The following is a 14745-nucleotide window of genomic DNA, read 5'->3' as shown; positions in this document are numbered from 1 at the left end:
TCCCCTCCACTAAGGATGTTTCCGTGCGGACTCCCACCATCACCCTCAGCATCATCCTGGCCGCCGTGTTCATGGCCACGGCCGTGCAGAAGCTCGTCGGCGAGCGCAAGACCCGCGAGCGGATGGACCACCTCGGCGTCTCCGCCGGCCTCACCCGGATCATCGGGGTGCTGGAGCTGGCGGCGGTCGTCGGCCTGCTCGTCGGGCTGTTCTGGCCGCCGGCCGGGATCGCGGCGGCGGTCGGCCTCGTCCCGCTGATGATCGGCGCCGCCGTCTACCACGTGCGCGCCCGGGACCCGTTCTCGGTGACGGTGATGCCGATCGCGTTCGGGGTGGCGGCCGCCGCGCTCGCGGCGCTGCACGTGCTCCAGGGCTGAGCACCGGTGCCCAGGGGCAGCGGCGGCAACGAAGGCAGCAGCGGCAGCCGTGACGGCGGCGTCGGCGTCCTCGGCGTCGACATCGGCGGCACCAAGGTCGCGCTGCGCGCCGAGGAGATCGTGGCGGACCTCCAGGAGGTCGCGCGCGCCGAGGAGGTCCACGTCGCACGGGTCGCGACACGAGCGGGCGTCCGGGCGTACGAGCGGGTTCTGACGTGGCCCGGGGGCGGCGTCGAGGCCGACGTGGCGGCACTGGCCGACGCGGTCGACGCGCTGCGCGCGGAGTCCGGGCTGCGGTTCGCGGCGGTCGGGGTGGCGATGCCCGGCACCACCGGACCGACCGGCCGGGTGGTCGTGTGGCCGGGCCGGCCGAGCTGGGCGGGGCTGCCCTTCGACGAGACGCTGCGCCGGCTCTTCCCGGGCAGCCGCACCGCCTGGGCCGACGACGGTGACCTGGCGGCGCTCGCCGAGGCCCGGCACGTGGGCGCGCAGGACGTCGTCTATCTCGGGGTCGGCACCGGCGTGGGCGGTGGCGTGGTGCTCGGCGGCCGGCTGCTGCCGGTGCCGGGCCGGGGCTCCCCCGAGGTCGGCCACCTGGTCGTCGACGTCGACGGGCCCCGGTGCGACTGCGGTCGGCACGGCTGTCTCCAGGCGGTCGCCTCCGGGCCGGCCACGCTGCGCCGGGCCGGCGCGGCCCGGGGCGGCGAGGTGGGCTTCGCCGAGCTGCGCGACGGGCTGGAGCGGGACCGGCCGTGGGCCCACGACGCGGTCCGGCCGGCGGGTACGGCCCTCGCGGCGGCCGTGGTCAGCCTGGGCGAGCTGCTCGACCCGGCGGTGGCGGTGCTGGGCGGCGGCTTCGCCGCCGGGCTGCCCGGCTTCGTCGACCTGGTCGGCCGGGAGGTGATCCGGCTCGCCCGGCCGGGCCGGCCGGCGCCCGCCGTGCGGGCCGCCGCCCTGGGCGGGCTCTCCTCGCTGCACGGCGCGGTGGCGCTGGCCCGGGACCTGGCCGTGCCCACGTGAACGCGACCGCGCCCCGCTGAAGCCGCACCGGCTCGGTGCCCCACCCGAGAGGAAACACATGATCAGAATCGGTGTCGTCGTCGGCAGCACCCGGCCGGGCCGCAAGGCGGAGGCGGTCGCCACCTGGGTACGGGACATCGCCGCCCAGCGCGGCGACGCGACCGCCGAGCTGGTGGACCTCGCCGATCACGGCCTGCCGCACCTGAACACGCCGCTGCCGCCGTCGATGGCCCCGTCCGGTGACCCGGCGGTGCGCCGGTGGGCCGCCCGGATCGCCGCCTTCGACGCGTACGTCTTCGTCACCCCGGAGTACAACCACTCCATGCCCGGGGTGCTCAAGGACGCGATCGACTTCCTGTACCGGGAGTGGCGGAACAAGGCGGCCGGGTTGGTCAGCTACGGGGTGCACGGGGGCACCCGGGCGGCCGAGCACCTGCGGCTGGTCCTCTCCCAGGTCGAGGTCGCCGACGTCCGGTCGCAGGTGTCGCTCTCCCTGGTGACGGACTTCGTCGACTTCACCGAGTTCCGGCCGGCCCCGGCGCAGGCGAAGGCGGTCGGCGAGATGCTCGACCAGGTGGTCGCCTGGGCCGGCGCGCTGCGCGTGCTGCGGGGGCGCTGAACCGGCCGCGCAGACCCTCCCCCACCAGGGCGGACGACCGGGACGGCCGGTGGCCCGGGGGCGGGCGCAGACTGCGGGCATGGGGCAGCATCGGTGAGCGGCGACGGGCGCGGCGGCCGGGCAACCCGTACTTCGCCGCGTGCGGCCGCCCGGCCCGCCGGCTCACGGGATCGTCACCCCGTACGCGCCGAGGATCTCGTTGATCGGCTGGTAGTAGGTGGTGCCGCCGGTGGTGCAGTTGCCGCTGCCGCCGGAGAGGATGCCGACGATCCTGCCGGTGGCGGCGACGTAGAGCGGGCCGCCGCTGTCGCCGGGCTCGGCGCAGATGTTGGTGCGGATCAGCCCGGTGACCGAGCCCTCGGCGTAGTTGACGGTGGCGTTGAGCGCGGTGATGGAGCCACACCGCACGCCGGTGGTGGAGCCGCTGCGGCAGACGGCCATGCCGACGACGGGCGCGGCGGTGCCGGTGACGGTCACCGTGCCGGGGTAGGTGTGGACGGCGCTGGGGTGGGCGATCGTGGTGGAGGCGTAGCGGACGATGCCGTAGTCGTTGCCGGGGAAGCTGGTGCCGGCGCGGGAGCCGAGCAGGCTGGTGCCGGCGCTGTTGGCGTACCAGGTGGCGGCGATCGACGTGCAGTGGCCGGCGGTGACGAAGTAGTAGGTGCTGCCGCTGCGCACGTTGGCCCCGAGCGAGCAGCGCCCGCCGCCGCCGCCGGCGGCGTAGACGGCCTGTCCGCCGGCGATGAGGGTGCTGAGCCGGCCCGGCTCGCGGCGGACCACGGCTCCGGTTCCGGCCAGCCGGGCGCGCAGCGCGGCCAGTTGGCTCTCGCCGACCGTGTCGTCGGCGGCGACGGTGGTCCGGCCGGTGGCCGGGTCCACGGTCCACGCGGTGCCGGCCGGCGCCGTGCCGGCGTCGACCGGGGCGGGGGCGGCGGGCGGCGCGACGGGGGCGGGGGCGGGGGCGGCGTGGGCTGCCGCCGGTGGCGCGAGCAGGGGTACGGCGAGCAGGAGGGCGAGCAGGGGGAAGCGGCGCATCCGAACCTCCATGTATCGGCGTGCGTGGATGCGTACAGCTTCCCGCCCGGGCTCGCCCGGTTCAAGTGCCGTGGCGCTCGGCGACCACCACCGAGATGCCGTCGAGCACCCGTTGCAGGCCGAACTCGAACGCGTACTCCGGCCCGTACGCCGCGCCGTGCGCCTCGCCGGCCGCGGTGCCGACCCGGGCGGCCGTCGGATAGCTGCCCGACTGCATGAACCGCTCCAGCCAGGGCGCGTGCGACTGCCACCACTGGCCGTCGGTCATGCCGGTCTCGCGCTCCAGGTTCACCACGTCCAGCTCGGCCCGCGCCGCGCTCCTGACGTGGCCGAGGACCAGGGTGAGCACCGCATCCATCTCGACGTCGTCGAGCCCGATGTCGGCCACCGCGCCGAGCTCGTAGTCGTACTTGGCGAGCAGGTTCGGGCCGAGGACCGGCCGGGTCGTCTCGGCGCGCAGCAGCCACGGGTGGGCGCGGTAGAGCGTCAGGTTCTCCCGGGCGATCTGCTCCAGCCGGGCCCGCCAGCCACCAGGCACGTCGGCCGGGCGGCTCATCTCGCCGTAGAGCGTGTCGACCATGACGTCGAGCAGCTCGGCCTTGCCGGGCACGTACGTGTAGACCGACATGGTCCCGGCGCCCAGCGCCTCGCTGACCCGGCGCATGGTCAGCGCGTCGATCCCCTCCGCGTCGGCGATCGCGATCGCCGCCCGGACGATCCGGTCGACGCTGAGCCCCGGCCCCGCGCTGCGGCTCGCCGGCTCCCGGGTGCGCCAGAGGATGGCCAGGCTGCGGGCGGGATCGACCTTGCCCTTGCGCGCGTTCGACATAGTGCCGCCATCCTAGCGGCGCATACCGTACCTCGTACGGGGCGAGCGGCGAACCGGCCGCCGGCAGGCCGGGCATGCGCCCCAGGCGCCGTTGCCCAAGGTCGAACGCGGGTACGCACCTGGACAGGTTCTCCGTCATCACCGACGTCGGCCGCGGGGACCAGCGCGACGGGACGGGCCTTCCACAGGGTGTCCTCAGCAGGGTCGGCCCGCTCTCCTGTGGTTTCCTACGGAGCTGCCCCGTTCGTGCTACCGGCACGCGCACGCGCGGGGCGCGGGAGCATAGACGGGGCAGCTCCCTAGGAGCCAAAGGGCATGTCCCCGGTACGGCGGCGCGGGCCTGCCTGCCACCCCAATGTCATTGTCGAGCCGAGAAACGCTCATCAGCTTCGACCGCCACGACCAGTCCTCGAGAGCGGCCCTTCGCCAAGGTCGAGCAGCGCGTCCGCCGGGTCGGGGCTGGGCGGCCCCGCCGGCCACCACTGCCCCGAACGCCTGCGGAACGGATACCAGCGCCCGTCGCGGCCGTAGCGCACCTGCACGTCGCCGCCGATCGTCCACCGGTTGCGCCAGTTCTTCACCTCGGGCGCGGCCCCGTCGCCCTCGCCCGCCTCGCGCAGCGCGTCCGTGGCCCCGGCGACCAGCTCCCTCGGCGGGCTGAACACCGCGTCGACGACGTCCACGCCGGCCGCGCCGGCGTACTCCCAGGCCCGGATGGCCCGGGGCAGCTCCGCAGCCCGGCCGCTGGCCTCGCCGAGCCGCTTCGCCGCCGAGGAGCGGGGCATCCGGGCGGCCAGCCGCACCGCGTCGGACCAGGCGCCGGGTTCGGGGGCGAGCGGCCCCTCCCCGGTCGCGCCCGGGCGCGACGACGCCGGTGACGCCACGCCCGCGAGCAGGTGCCGGGCCCGGTACGCCGCGTCGGCGGCGAGCACCCCCAGCGCCTCGGCGTCGATGCCGGGCGCCTCGTGCCCGGCGAGCAGCGGGGCGAGGGCGAGGGGCTCGCCGGTCACCGGCCGGGGCGGGTCGGGCAGCCCGACGGGCGGCGCGGCGTACGCCTCCTCGGCCGGGGTGCCGGCCAGGTCGTCGGCGGCGTCGGCGGCGATGGACCGGCGGGCGTTGCGCCGGCGCAGGTCCTCCATCAGCTCCGCCTCGCCTCGGCCGCGCATCAGCAGCAGCACGAACGGGCCCCGGTCGAGCAGCCACGCCGCCTGGTACGCCAGCGCGGCGGCGTGCCGGCACGGGTGGTCCCAGGACGGGCAGTCGCACTCCGGCTCGAGGTCGCCGTAGCCGGGCAGCAGGCGCACCCCGGCGTCGTCGGCGGTCTGCACCAGGTCGTGCGGCATGTCCCGGTCGAGCAGGGCGGCGATGTGCCCGGCCCTCGCGGCGACCCGGTCGAGCAGCCGGTCCCACCCGGCCTCGGAGAGGGTGCCGATGCGCACGACCGTGTCGTGCGGGGTGTACTGGTCGCCGTCGTGCACCGCGGCGGAGATCCGGCCGGGGCTGACGGTGATCGACCCGACCTGCCCGGCGAAGGCGTACCGGCGGCCCTTCTTGAGCTGCTCCGGGTCGAGGGCGGTGCGCTCCATCGACTCGATCCAGGCGTTGCCCCACCAGCTGTCGGCGAACTTCTTGCCGATCCGCTTGCCGGGGCCGAACCTGGGGAAGCTGCGCGCCCGCCGTTCGTCGGCGGACAGCTCCGTGTCGTCGTCGGGCCCAAGCTCGTCGTCGGCCTCGTCGAACTCGAAGTCGAAGTCCACGTCGCGGCCCCTCATCCCTCGTGGCGCAGCCGCACGAGCCGGAGCAGCTCGGCGTCGGACAGTTCGGTCAGGGCGGTCTCGCCGCCGGTGAGCACCGCGTCGGCCAGCTCCCGCTTGGACTCCAGCAGGGCGGCGATCCGGTCCTCCAGGGTGCCCTGGGCGATCAGCCGGTGCACCTGCACCGGCCTGGTCTGCCCGATCCGGTACGCGCGATCGGTGGCCTGCTCCTCCACGGCCGGGTTCCACCACCGGTCGTAGTGGACGACGTGGTCGGCCCGGGTCAGGTTGAGGCCGGTGCCGGCCGCCTTGAGCGAGAGCAGGAACACCGGCACCTCGCCGGCCTGGAACCGGCGCACCATCTCCTCGCGCTGCGGCACGGGCGTGCCGCCGTGCAGCAGTTGCGCCGGCACGCCCCGCTCGGCCAGGTGCCGCTCGAGCAGCCGGGCCATCTGGACGTACTGGGTGAAGACCAGCGCGCCGCCGTCCTCGGCGAGGATGGTCTCCAGCAGGTCGTCGAGGAGTTGCAGCTTCTCCGACCGGCCGGTGAGCCTGCCGTGCGGCTCCTTCAGGTAGTGCGCGGGATGGTTGCAGACCTGCTTGAGGCCGACCAGCAGCTTGAGCACCAGGCCCCGGCGGGCGATGTTGGTGGTGCTGGCGCGGATCTCGGCCAGCACGTCGGCGACCACCCGCTGGTAGAGCGTCGCCTGCTCACCGGTGAGCGACACGAGGTGGTCGGTGACGGTCTTCGGCGGCAGTTCGGGGGCGATGCCGGGGTCGGACTTGCGCCGCCGCATGAGGAAGGGACGGACCAGCCGGGACAGCCGCTCCACGGCGGTGCCGTCGCGGTCCACCTCGATCGGCCGGGCCCAGGCGGACCGAAACGCCCCGACCTTGTCGAGCAGGCCGGGGGTGGTCCAGTCGAGGATCGCCCACAGCTCGGAGAGGTTGTTCTCCACCGGTGTGCCGGTGAGGGTGACCCGGGCCCGGGCGGGGATCGCCCGCAGAGCCTTCGCGGTGCCGCTGAGCCGGTTCTTGACGTACTGCGCTTCGTCGGCGACCACCATGCCCCACTCGTGCCCGGCGAGGCTGCCGGCGTCGACGCGCATGGTGCCGTAGCTGGTCAGCACGAATCCTCCGGTCAGCCCGTCGAGGGACCGGGCGGTGCCGTGGAACCGGCGGACGGCGGTGCCGGGGGCGAACCGCCGGATCTCCCGCTCCCAGTTGCCGAGCACCGACGCGGGGCAGATGACCAGGGTGGCCCCGGCGGTCGCCGGATCCGCCTGGCGGCGCAGGTGCAGCGAGATGACGGTGACGGTCTTGCCGAGGCCCATGTCGTCGGCGAGGCAGCCACCGAAGCCGAGGGAGGTCATCCGCTCCAGCCAGCGCAGGCCGCGCTGCTGGTATTCGCGCAGCGTGCCGTCGAGCGCGGCCGGCGGCTCCAGCGGCTCGGGGCCGCCGTCGGGCTCGGCGATGCGCTCGCGCAGCGCGCCCAGCCAGCCGTCGGCGACTACCTCGACCTGCTCGCCCTCGACCTCGGTGTCGCCGATCAGCGTCGCGGCCAGGGCGTCGTACGCCTTGCGCGGCTTGAGCTGCCGCTCGCGGGCCTTGCGGGCCAGCTCCGGCTCGACCGCCACCCACTGGTCCCGCAGCCGCACGATCGGCCGGGACTTCGCCACCAGGTCCATCTCGGCGCCGGTCAGCGCGTCGCCGGCCAGAGTGAGCTGCCAGCTCAGCGGCATCGGCGCGGCGGAGCGGAAGAACTCGGCCACCTCGGCGGGCTGCTCCGGCGGGGAGCTGACCAGCACCCGGGCGTTCAGCTCGCGGGAGAGCTCGGGCGGCCACTCGATGTCGATGCCGGCGGCGGCGAGCCGCGCCTCGGCGCCGCCGAGCAGGTCGACGAGGTCCTCGTCGGGCAGCTCCAGCTCGACCGGCGCGGCGGAGTCGAGGAGCCGCTCCAGCGGCTGCCACCCGGCGGCGGCGCGGCGCACGGCGAGCATCGCCTCGAAGGTGGCCCGCTCGCCGAGGCCGTGCTCGTCGCCCTCCCACAGGGCCGCCGCGTCGCTGACCAGCGTCGGGTTGGCGAGGCTGCGCATCCGCACGACCGCGACGAGCGGCGTGGTGTCGAAGTCGCCCCGGCCCTCCAGCCGCAGCGCCACCCGCAGGCCGGTGTCGACGCCGGCGGAGACCTCCCGCGCCCAGTCGCGCAGGTCGTCCACCGGCTCGGGCTCCAGGCCGGTGAACCGGACGTCTCCGGTCAGCCACGTCGCGGCGGGGATGCGCGGCAGGGTGTCGGCCACCGCGTCGAGGAAGGCGCGGATCAACCCCTCCGGCTCGGGCAGCGCGAGCTGCTTTGCGCCGGAGTCGACCGGTATCGCCCGGGCCTCGGGCAGCATCGCCGCCGCGAGGGCCCGGATGCGTTCCACGTCGGCGACGTCGAAGGGGCCCACCCGCCAGGCGTCCCAGCCCTGCGGGGAGACGCCGGGCAGGATCCGCCCCCGGGCGGCGAGGTGCAGGCCGGTGACCGCCACCGCCGACCAGAACGCGGCGGCGGGGGCGAGGTCGTCGGCGTCGCGCGGCGCGACGAGCTGCCGGACCGCGTCGCCGACCGGAACGGCGCAGACGGGCACCGTCCACGCGGCCACGGGACCGTCGAGGGGGAGGGCGAGGTCCAGCTCGCCGCACTCCCCCAGCGCGTCGAACTCCCCGGGCAACGCGTGCCCGGCGGGGTCGTAGAAGCTGACCGTGCCGGTCCGGGGCGGGTCGCCCGGCTCGAAGACGACCGCGAACCGCCCGAGTCGCACCGTGCCTCCTCAGCTGACCGGGCGGGCGGCGTGCGCCCGCCGAGGGGGTGACAAAGCTAGCGTACGTCGTACCGTAGCAGATACGAGAGAGGTGCGCCTGGCCCGTGCGCCACCGACGCACGACGGGGTGCTACCGCCCGATGGCGGCGTAGCGGGCCTCCGTGGCGGCCTTCTGCGGCCCCCACCACCACTCGTTGTCGCGGTACCAGTCGATGGTGGCGACCAGCCCGTCGGCCAGGTCCGGGTGCCGGGGCCGCCAGCCGAGCTCCCGGCGGATCCGGGAGCTGTCACAGGCGTACCGCAGGTCGTGGCCGGGGCGGTCCGGCACCTGGTCGAAGTCGGCGGCGGGCCGGCCGAGCAGCGTCAGGGTCAGCTCCAGCAGGGCCCGGTTGCTCCACTGCGCCCCGGAGCCGATCAGGTACGTCTCCCCGGCAACCCCCGCGTCGAGGATCAGCAGGACGGCGTCGTTGTGGTCGTCGACGTGGGTCCACTCCCGCACGTTCACACCGGAGCCGTAGAGCCTGGGCCGCTGCCCGCGGAGCACGTTGGTGATCTGCCGGGGCAGGAACTTCTCCACGTTCTGGTACGGCCCGTAGTTGTTCGCGCAGTTCGACAGCGTCGCCCGCAGCCCGAACGACCGGGCCCACGCCCGGACCAGCAGGTCCGAGGCCGCCTTGGTCGCCGAGTACGGGCTGGACGGGTCGTACCGGCTCTGTTCGGTGAACGCCCCGCCGCCGTGCAGCGGCAGGCTGCCGAACACCTCGTCGGTGGACACGTGGTGCAGCCGCCGGTCGTGCCGGCGGACCGCCTCCAGCAGCACGAACGTGCCCTCGACGTTGGTGCGCAGGAACGGGGTCGGGTCCTGCAACGAGTTGTCCACGTGGGACTCGGCGGCGAAGTGGACCACCGTGTCGCAGTCCCGGACCAGGGCGTCGACCAGGTCGCCGTCGCGGACGTCGCCGTGGACGAAGGTGATCCGGTCGGCCACCTCGGCGAGGCTGCCCCGGTTCCCGGCGTAGGTGAGCGCGTCGAGGACGGTCAGCCGCAGGCCCGGCCGGGCGGCCAGCGCCCGGCGGACGAAGTTGGCGCCGACGAACCCCGCACCCCCGGTGACCAGCATGTGCTCCATGCCGCGACGCTAGCCGACGCGGCTGGAACCCGGGCCGAACCCGGCCACCCGCCCCGGACGTCGATCAGGCCGCCGGGGTGCTCCCGCTGCGGGTATAGCCGTTGAGCAGGGCGTAGTCCCGACAGTTGCCGCCACCGCCCCCCGCGCCGTCGAGCGTGGTCCCCGCCTTGCGGCAGGTCGACCGGAGGCTGATCACCCGGCCGGCGCGGACCTCGATCGGGGAGACCATGTGGTAGTCGAGGTCGCGGAAGTTGTTCAGCGCCACCGTCAGCACCGTCGTGCCGTCCACCACCAGCTCCAGCCGCCCCTCGTCGCCCTGCGGGAGCGTCCGGTCCCAGCAGCCCGACGCCCGGTTCGGCCTGGCCACGTTCGGCGGCACCGATGACGGCGCCTACGACCCTGGCCTCTACGACCCCAGGCTCGCGCTGACGGCCGTCGATGCCGACATCGCCACGGCGGTGGCCAGCCTCCAGGCCGACAGCCAGTGTGGACAAGACCGTCCCGCCGCCGGAGGGGGGCACGATCGACGAGGGCGACCTGACCCGCGCCCTCCAGGCGATCTTCGGCGAGGCGGCCGGGGTCAACGGGGTGCTCCTCTTCGACGAGGCCGACGCGATCTTCGGCAAGCGCTCGGAGGTGCGCGACGCCCACGACCGGTACGCCAACATCGAGAGCGCCTACCTGCTGCAACGGATGGAGACGTTCGACGGGCTGGCGGTGCTCGCGACGAACCTGCGGGCCAACCTCGACGAGGCGTTCACCCGGCGGCTCGACGTGGTGGTCGACTTCCCGGTGCCCGACGAGGCGGCCCGGCGGGCGCTGTGGGACCGTTGCCTCGGCGACCGGGTGCCCCGCGCCGACGACGTGGACCTGGGCTTCCTCGCGGAGGCGTTCGAGCTGGCCGGCGGGCACATCCGCTCGGCGGCGGTCACCGCTGGCTACCTCGCCGCCGGGGCGGGACGGCCGGTGGGATGGCGGAGCTGGTCGGGGCGGTCGGGCGGGAGTACCGCAAGCTGGGCCGGCTCACCCTGTGGAGCGAGTTCGGCCCCTACCTCCGGCTGGCCGGCTGACTTCCCCTTCGGGCAGTGGGAGCTGCCCGCACGTCCGGCCCTCCCACGCTGCCGGGCGGCGGCCTTCCGGGGCACGGTCGAGGTGCACCCGTCCACAGGGGGTAACCCATGCGCGGACACCGCGAGTTCGACTCCGAGGCGGCCGTACGCCCCGCCGGTGACCGGCCGTCCGGTCCCGAGCGCGACACCGACCACCTCACGTACGCCGCCGCGCACGCCGGCCGACCCGACGTGCTCGGCGCGTCGGGGCTGCTCGGGCTGCAACGGGCCGTCGGCAACCAGGCCGTCGGGGAGCTGCTGGAGCCGGAGCGCTCCCCCGTGCACGGCGTCGTCAACTCCGGCGGTGGCACGCCGCTCGCACCCGAGGTGCGCACCGACATGGAGGCCCGCTTCGGCGGGCAGGAATTCGGCGACGTCCGCGTGCACACCGACGGGGCGGCGCACGAGTCGGCGCGGTCGGTCAACGCGCAGGCGTACACCGTCGGGTCGAGCATCGTCTTCCAGCGCGACAGCTACGACCCGGCGTCACCGGCCGGGCAGCACATGCTCGCCCACGAGCTGACCCACGTGGTGCAGCAGCGCAGCGGCCCGGTCGACGGCACCGACCACGGCGGCGGGGTGAAGGTCAGCGACCCGTCCGACCGGTTCGAACGCGAGGCGGTCGCCAACGCCGACCGGCTGATGTCCGGCCCTGCCGTCGCCGCTCCGGCTCCCGCCTCGGCCGCTGCCGCTGGTGTGCAGCGGGCCGTCGGGCACGAGGGGCACGACCACCCGGCGGTGCAGCGCGAGGAGCTGCCGGAGGAGGACGAGTCGGCGCAGACGTACGTGCAGCGGCAGGAGACGCCCGAGGAGGAAGAGGAGCCCGCCGAGTAGGTCGCCGGGCAGTTCGGTGCCGGTGTCTCACGAGGATGCGCTGAGCCAGGTCACGCCGCCCTCCGGGGGTAGGTGGCCGGCGGCGAGGACCTGGTCGAGGGTGTCCCCGAGGAGCGCCAGCCCTCGACCGGTACGCGGGAAGCGTTGCGCCGAGACGAAGACGATGCCTGCGTGCGGGACAATCGGTGCGAGCCGGGCGAAGTCGCGTACGTTCTCGGTGACCACGCAGCGGTCGTTGCGGGCGGCCCAGGCGAGCACGTCGTCGTCCGACCGTGACGCGAGGCCGACCTCTACGTCGAGCGCCGCCACCACGTCGTGCCCCTGCGCGCAGAGCTTCTGCGCCAGCGCCGGCGGATACATCTCGTCGAGCAGGAGACCCCTCATGCGGGAGGCCGCCGGAGGATGCGCTGCTGGGCCGACCAGAGTTCTTCCTCGCGCCTCGCCGCCTCGTGGTTGCTCGTGACGCGCTCGTCGACCTCCTCTGGGTAGGCGGCGTAGTAGCGCAGCGCGGTCCCGACCTGTGCGGCACTCAGCCCGGTCACGGCCACCAGTTCGACGGTCAGCTCATCCCCCTCGAGCTGGGGCGCCTCGTCCTGTACGGCGTGCAGCGCGGCGACGATCTCCCACACGTCCGGGCCTCCCGCCAGTGCGGCCCGCCGGCCCGTCGGCCCGGCCCGGAACACGACGCCCGGATGCTCGTAGGAGCGCAGCGACTCGTCGATGAACATGTTCGCCACGGCTGACGACGAGGTGCCCGGGTGGTCCCGCACGTAGCGGTCCAGCCGCGCGAGCACTCCCTCGTCGAACCGGACGGAACGCGGACTACTCATGACTACAGCGTAGTCGAGTCGACCGGAAGTGGCCGAGTCCTTTGCCGCCGTGGGATCGCGTCGCTGCCCCATCGGGCAACTTTTGTGGCCCTTCCGGTAGACCGCATGGTTAGTGACCAGTGACCCGGAGTAGCAGACGCTCATTTCCACGGTGAACTGAGTGGCATCATCCCGGCCCGGGAGGTGCAGCGTGAAGGCACCGGCCGAGGAGCAGGGGGCGCAACGCGCTCCGGCGCGCCCGGCCGCGCCCCCACCGACCCGACCGGCGGGTGACTCCGACGCCCCGGGCCAGCGGCGAGGCGCTGCCGGCAGCCCCGGAGCCGACGGCGATCCTCGGCATCTACCGGGTGGTGGCCCGTGCCCTGCCCGAGGGCACCCCCGACGACATCAGCGTCGAGGTCGCCGACCCGCCGGAGGGCGCGGGCGAGGACCGGTTCAACCTGGTGGTCAGGCGCGGCGGTCAGGTGGTCGAGACGTTCGAGTCGGTGACCACCACATGCTCTGGGCGCGGGTGCGCCGCACGATCAGCGCGTTCCTGGTCAACGAGTGGCGGCGGGGCGCGCTGTTCGGGCTCACCCCCGACGACGCGTTCTTCGTCAAGTGCGACCAGGAGACCAACCCCGCCGAGAGCATCGACGCCGGCCAGGTGGTCTGCCAGATCGGCGTGGCCCCGGTGAAGCCCGCCGAGTTCGTGATCTTCCAGCTGGCGCAGATGTCCGGCGGCACCAGCCTGGTCAACGAGTAGTCCCCGCAGCGTCAGGAGGCAGTCGTGCCGCTCCCCGATTTCGACTCCGCCGTCGGCCACTCGTTCGGGCTGGAGGTGGACAGCATCATCATCCGCCAGATCACCGAGGTCACCGGCCTCAAGATGGAGCAGGACGTCATCGCGTACAAGTCGAACACCGCCGACGGCAAGTTCGTCGTACGCAAGGCGCCCGGCGCGCCGAAGGCCGGCGAGGTCACGCTGACCCGGGGTCTGACGGCGGACAACAGCTTCGAGCGGTGGATCAAGGACTGCCGCTTCGGAAAGATGGGCGACGCCCGCAAGGGCGGGGCGATCATCGTCTTCGACTACGAGGGCTTCCCGATCAAGCGCTACAAGCTGACGAACGCGTGGGCAAAGAGCCTGGAGATCAGCTCGCTCAAGGCCGGCGACACCAGCGTGCTCACCGAGAAGCTCGTGGTGACGTACGAGGCGATGGAGGTCGAGTAACCCCATGCGCCGCACGTCCCCCTGGTCCCGCCGCCCGGCCCCGGGCAGGCCTCCGCCCAGACTGAGCCGGGCGAGCCGCCCGCCGTCGCCCCGCGCCGCGAGACGCTGCGCACGGAGTTCCCGTTGGAGCTGCCGCGCGGCTACGTCGACGACGCCGGCACGGTGCACCGCGACGGGGTGATGCGGTTGGCGACCGCCCGGGACGAGTTGGTGCCGCTGCGCGACGACCGGGTGCGGGAGAACCCGCCGTACCTGACGGTGGTGCTGCTGAGCCGGATGATCATCCGGATCGGGCGTCGACCTGCCGGGCGTGGTCGAGCAGCCGGACGGCCTCCTCCACCTCGGGGCCGCCGTGCAGGGAACGGGCCAGGGCGGCGCAGCCGGCCGCGAGCAGCGCGCCCCAGCGGTCCCCCAGCCGGTCGCACTCCTCGACGACGGCGGCGGCCTCCTTGAGGTCGGCTTCGGCGCCGCCGAGCGCGGGCACGGCGCGGGCGAGCCGGGCCAGCCAGGGCAGGCCGGCCCGGTCGGCGTCGAGCCCGGCGGCGGTCACCGCGGCGGCGGCCTCCCGGTCCCCGCCGGCCAGGGCGACGGCGGCGCGCAGCAGCCGGCAGGCCGGCGGCGGTGGAGGCGCTGCCGGTGGGGGCGGTGTCGGTGAGGGCGGCCCGGTCCAGGGCGCGCACCGCTTCCCCGGTGTGCCCGGCCAGCAGCAGGGTGCCGGCCCGGACCAGGGTGTGGGCGGTGCCGGTCAGCCGCTCGGCCTCGCCGACGACCACCATCGGGTGCCGGCGGGTGGCGGCCCGCAGCCAGCCCACCGGCCGGGCCGAGGTGGCCGCGTACTGGGCGAGCAGGGTGGTCTTGCCGGCTCCGGCGGGCGCGACGACCAGGGCGGGGGACCGGGGCCGCGCGTCCAGCGAGGTGATCAGCCTCGCCCTCGGGAGGCTCGACGACTGGCCAGGGGCGAACCTCGTCGGCATCGCGCACCTCCTCGGAGGTCGACGGCCGTTGAACCGGCCCGTGACCAGCAACACCACTGATGGTAATCCTCGATGAGCCCGAGTGGCTGCCCGCGATCGGACAGCCGGCGTCGGAAATCCGCAGTATCCGCACCCCGAGCGCTGGGAATCCCGCCCGGCGGTGACTCCGGCCGGGCGTACGGCCGGGCCGCCCCTCGTCACGCTCCGCAGCGCTTCGG

The 14745-nt window shown here is 74.6% G+C and carries 17 protein-coding genes and 1 pseudogene; 8 read left to right on the top strand and 10 right to left on the bottom strand.

Annotated elements, in window-relative coordinates; all coding sequences use genetic code 11:
- Window positions 1-23: 23 nt before the first annotated feature.
- Genes ACFT41_RS17080 through ACFT41_RS17070 form a run of 3 tightly spaced genes read left to right on the top strand, consistent with a single transcriptional unit; the run spans window position 24 to window position 2016 of the window.
- Entirely contained in the window at window positions 24-377 is a 354-nt protein-coding gene (locus tag ACFT41_RS17080; RefSeq protein ID WP_377587790.1) for a DoxX family protein, read from the top strand.
- 6 nt (window positions 378-383) lie between these two features.
- On the top strand, window positions 384-1397 hold the full coding sequence (locus tag ACFT41_RS17075; protein WP_377587791.1) for an ROK family protein: 1014 nt from the start codon (window positions 384-386) through the stop codon (window positions 1395-1397).
- Between the two features lie 58 nt (window positions 1398-1455).
- Window positions 1456-2016 (top strand): NADPH-dependent FMN reductase, encoded by a 561-nt coding sequence (locus tag ACFT41_RS17070; RefSeq protein ID WP_377587792.1) that lies wholly within the window; start codon window positions 1456-1458, stop codon window positions 2014-2016.
- A gap of 162 nt (window positions 2017-2178) precedes the next feature.
- Here ACFT41_RS17070 and ACFT41_RS17065 read toward each other — a convergent pair whose 3' ends face one another.
- From ACFT41_RS17065 to ACFT41_RS17040, 6 genes are all read right to left on the bottom strand, one after another.
- Window positions 2179-3051, bottom strand: coding sequence for a S1 family peptidase (locus tag ACFT41_RS17065; protein ID WP_377587793.1), 873 nt, complete (start codon window positions 3049-3051; stop codon window positions 2179-2181).
- A gap of 61 nt (window positions 3052-3112) precedes the next feature.
- Window positions 3113-3880: a TetR/AcrR family transcriptional regulator gene (locus tag ACFT41_RS17060; RefSeq protein WP_377587794.1), complete on the bottom strand. Its 768-nt coding sequence runs from the start codon at window positions 3878-3880 to the stop codon at window positions 3113-3115.
- A 383-nt stretch (window positions 3881-4263) separates the two neighbouring features.
- A complete protein-coding gene (locus tag ACFT41_RS17055; protein ID WP_377587795.1) occupies window positions 4264-5637 on the bottom strand; it encodes an SWIM zinc finger family protein in 1374 nt (457 codons plus the stop codon).
- Between the two features lie 11 nt (window positions 5638-5648).
- Window positions 5649-8438 carry a DEAD/DEAH box helicase gene (locus ACFT41_RS17050; protein WP_377587796.1) on the bottom strand — a complete coding sequence of 930 codons (2790 nt, stop codon included), beginning with the start codon at window positions 8436-8438 and terminating at the stop codon, window positions 5649-5651.
- Window positions 8439-8568: 130 nt separating this feature from the next.
- Window positions 8569-9567, bottom strand: coding sequence for a dTDP-glucose 4,6-dehydratase (gene rfbB / locus ACFT41_RS17045; protein ID WP_377587797.1), 999 nt, complete (start codon window positions 9565-9567; stop codon window positions 8569-8571).
- Between the two features lie 64 nt (window positions 9568-9631).
- Entirely contained in the window at window positions 9632-9934 is a 303-nt protein-coding gene (locus tag ACFT41_RS17040; RefSeq protein ID WP_377587798.1) for a hypothetical protein, read from the bottom strand.
- A gap of 71 nt (window positions 9935-10005) precedes the next feature.
- Here ACFT41_RS17040 and ACFT41_RS17035 point away from each other — a divergent pair.
- Together ACFT41_RS17035 and ACFT41_RS17030 are read left to right on the top strand one after the other, a co-directional pair.
- Window positions 10006-10299 (top strand): annotated as a pseudogene (locus tag ACFT41_RS17035) (AAA family ATPase); the annotation flags it as partial.
- A gap of 446 nt (window positions 10300-10745) precedes the next feature.
- Entirely contained in the window at window positions 10746-11510 is a 765-nt protein-coding gene (locus tag ACFT41_RS17030) for a DUF4157 domain-containing protein (RefSeq protein WP_377587799.1), read from the top strand.
- Window positions 11511-11537: 27 nt separating this feature from the next.
- Here the strand turns inward: ACFT41_RS17030 and ACFT41_RS17025 are convergent, their stop codons facing one another.
- Entirely contained in the window at window positions 11538-11894 is a 357-nt protein-coding gene (locus ACFT41_RS17025) for a DUF5615 family PIN-like protein (RefSeq protein WP_377587800.1), read from the bottom strand.
- Entirely contained in the window at window positions 11891-12340 is a 450-nt protein-coding gene (locus ACFT41_RS17020; RefSeq protein WP_377587801.1) for a hypothetical protein, read from the bottom strand. The genes ACFT41_RS17025 and ACFT41_RS17020 overlap by 4 nt, the downstream gene beginning before the upstream one ends.
- Before the next feature lie 496 nt (window positions 12341-12836).
- Between ACFT41_RS17020 and ACFT41_RS17015 the strand changes: the two genes are divergently transcribed.
- Complete coding sequence (locus tag ACFT41_RS17015) at window positions 12837-13085, top strand: phage tail sheath C-terminal domain-containing protein (protein WP_377587802.1); 249 nt, start codon at window positions 12837-12839, stop codon at window positions 13083-13085.
- A 24-nt stretch (window positions 13086-13109) separates the two neighbouring features.
- Window positions 13110-13553 (top strand): phage tail protein, encoded by a 444-nt coding sequence (locus ACFT41_RS17010; protein WP_377587803.1) that lies wholly within the window; start codon window positions 13110-13112, stop codon window positions 13551-13553.
- A gap of 140 nt (window positions 13554-13693) precedes the next feature.
- On the opposite strand, the gene ACFT41_RS17005 is transcribed toward ACFT41_RS17010, so the two are convergent.
- Entirely contained in the window at window positions 13694-13837 is a 144-nt protein-coding gene (locus ACFT41_RS17005; protein WP_377587804.1) for a hypothetical protein, read from the bottom strand.
- Window positions 13834-14103, bottom strand: a complete 270-nt coding sequence (locus ACFT41_RS17000) for a hypothetical protein (RefSeq protein WP_377587805.1) — start codon at window positions 14101-14103, stop codon at window positions 13834-13836. Before ACFT41_RS17000 ends, ACFT41_RS17005 begins: the two co-directional genes overlap by 4 nt.
- A gap of 188 nt (window positions 14104-14291) precedes the next feature.
- Between ACFT41_RS17000 and ACFT41_RS16995 the strand changes: the two genes are divergently transcribed.
- Window positions 14292-14603 (top strand): hypothetical protein, encoded by a 312-nt coding sequence (locus ACFT41_RS16995; protein ID WP_377587806.1) that lies wholly within the window; start codon window positions 14292-14294, stop codon window positions 14601-14603.
- Window positions 14604-14745 lie beyond the last annotated feature (142 nt).

Origin of the sequence: Micromonospora sp. NPDC057141, from assembly GCF_042670805.1 — a bacterium.
GTDB lineage: Bacteria > Actinomycetota > Actinomycetes > Mycobacteriales > Micromonosporaceae > Micromonospora.
This window is presented reverse-complemented; position numbering and strand designations above follow the sequence as displayed.

What these genes read in the sequence shown, in the direction of transcription:
- ACFT41_RS17070 (WP_377587792.1), top strand. Translation starts at nt 1,456, where the DNA reads ATGATCAGAATCGGTGTCGTCGTCGGCAGCACCCGGCCGGGCCGCAAG.
- ACFT41_RS17065 (WP_377587793.1), bottom strand. Translation starts at nt 3,051, where the DNA reads ATGCGCCGCTTCCCCCTGCTCGCCCTCCTGCTCGCCGTACCCCTGCTC.
- ACFT41_RS17060 (WP_377587794.1), bottom strand. Translation starts at nt 3,880, where the DNA reads ATGTCGAACGCGCGCAAGGGCAAGGTCGATCCCGCCCGCAGCCTGGCC.
- rfbB (WP_377587797.1), bottom strand. Translation starts at nt 9,567, where the DNA reads ATGGAGCACATGCTGGTCACCGGGGGTGCGGGGTTCGTCGGCGCCAAC.
- ACFT41_RS17030 (WP_377587799.1), top strand. Translation starts at nt 10,746, where the DNA reads ATGCGCGGACACCGCGAGTTCGACTCCGAGGCGGCCGTACGCCCCGCC.
- ACFT41_RS17025 (WP_377587800.1), bottom strand. Translation starts at nt 11,894, where the DNA reads ATGAGGGGTCTCCTGCTCGACGAGATGTATCCGCCGGCGCTGGCGCAG.
- ACFT41_RS17020 (WP_377587801.1), bottom strand. Translation starts at nt 12,340, where the DNA reads ATGAGTAGTCCGCGTTCCGTCCGGTTCGACGAGGGAGTGCTCGCGCGG.
- ACFT41_RS17015 (WP_377587802.1), top strand. Translation starts at nt 12,837, where the DNA reads ATGCTCTGGGCGCGGGTGCGCCGCACGATCAGCGCGTTCCTGGTCAAC.
- ACFT41_RS17005 (WP_377587804.1), bottom strand. Translation starts at nt 13,837, where the DNA reads ATGATCATCCGGCTCAGCAGCACCACCGTCAGGTACGGCGGGTTCTCC.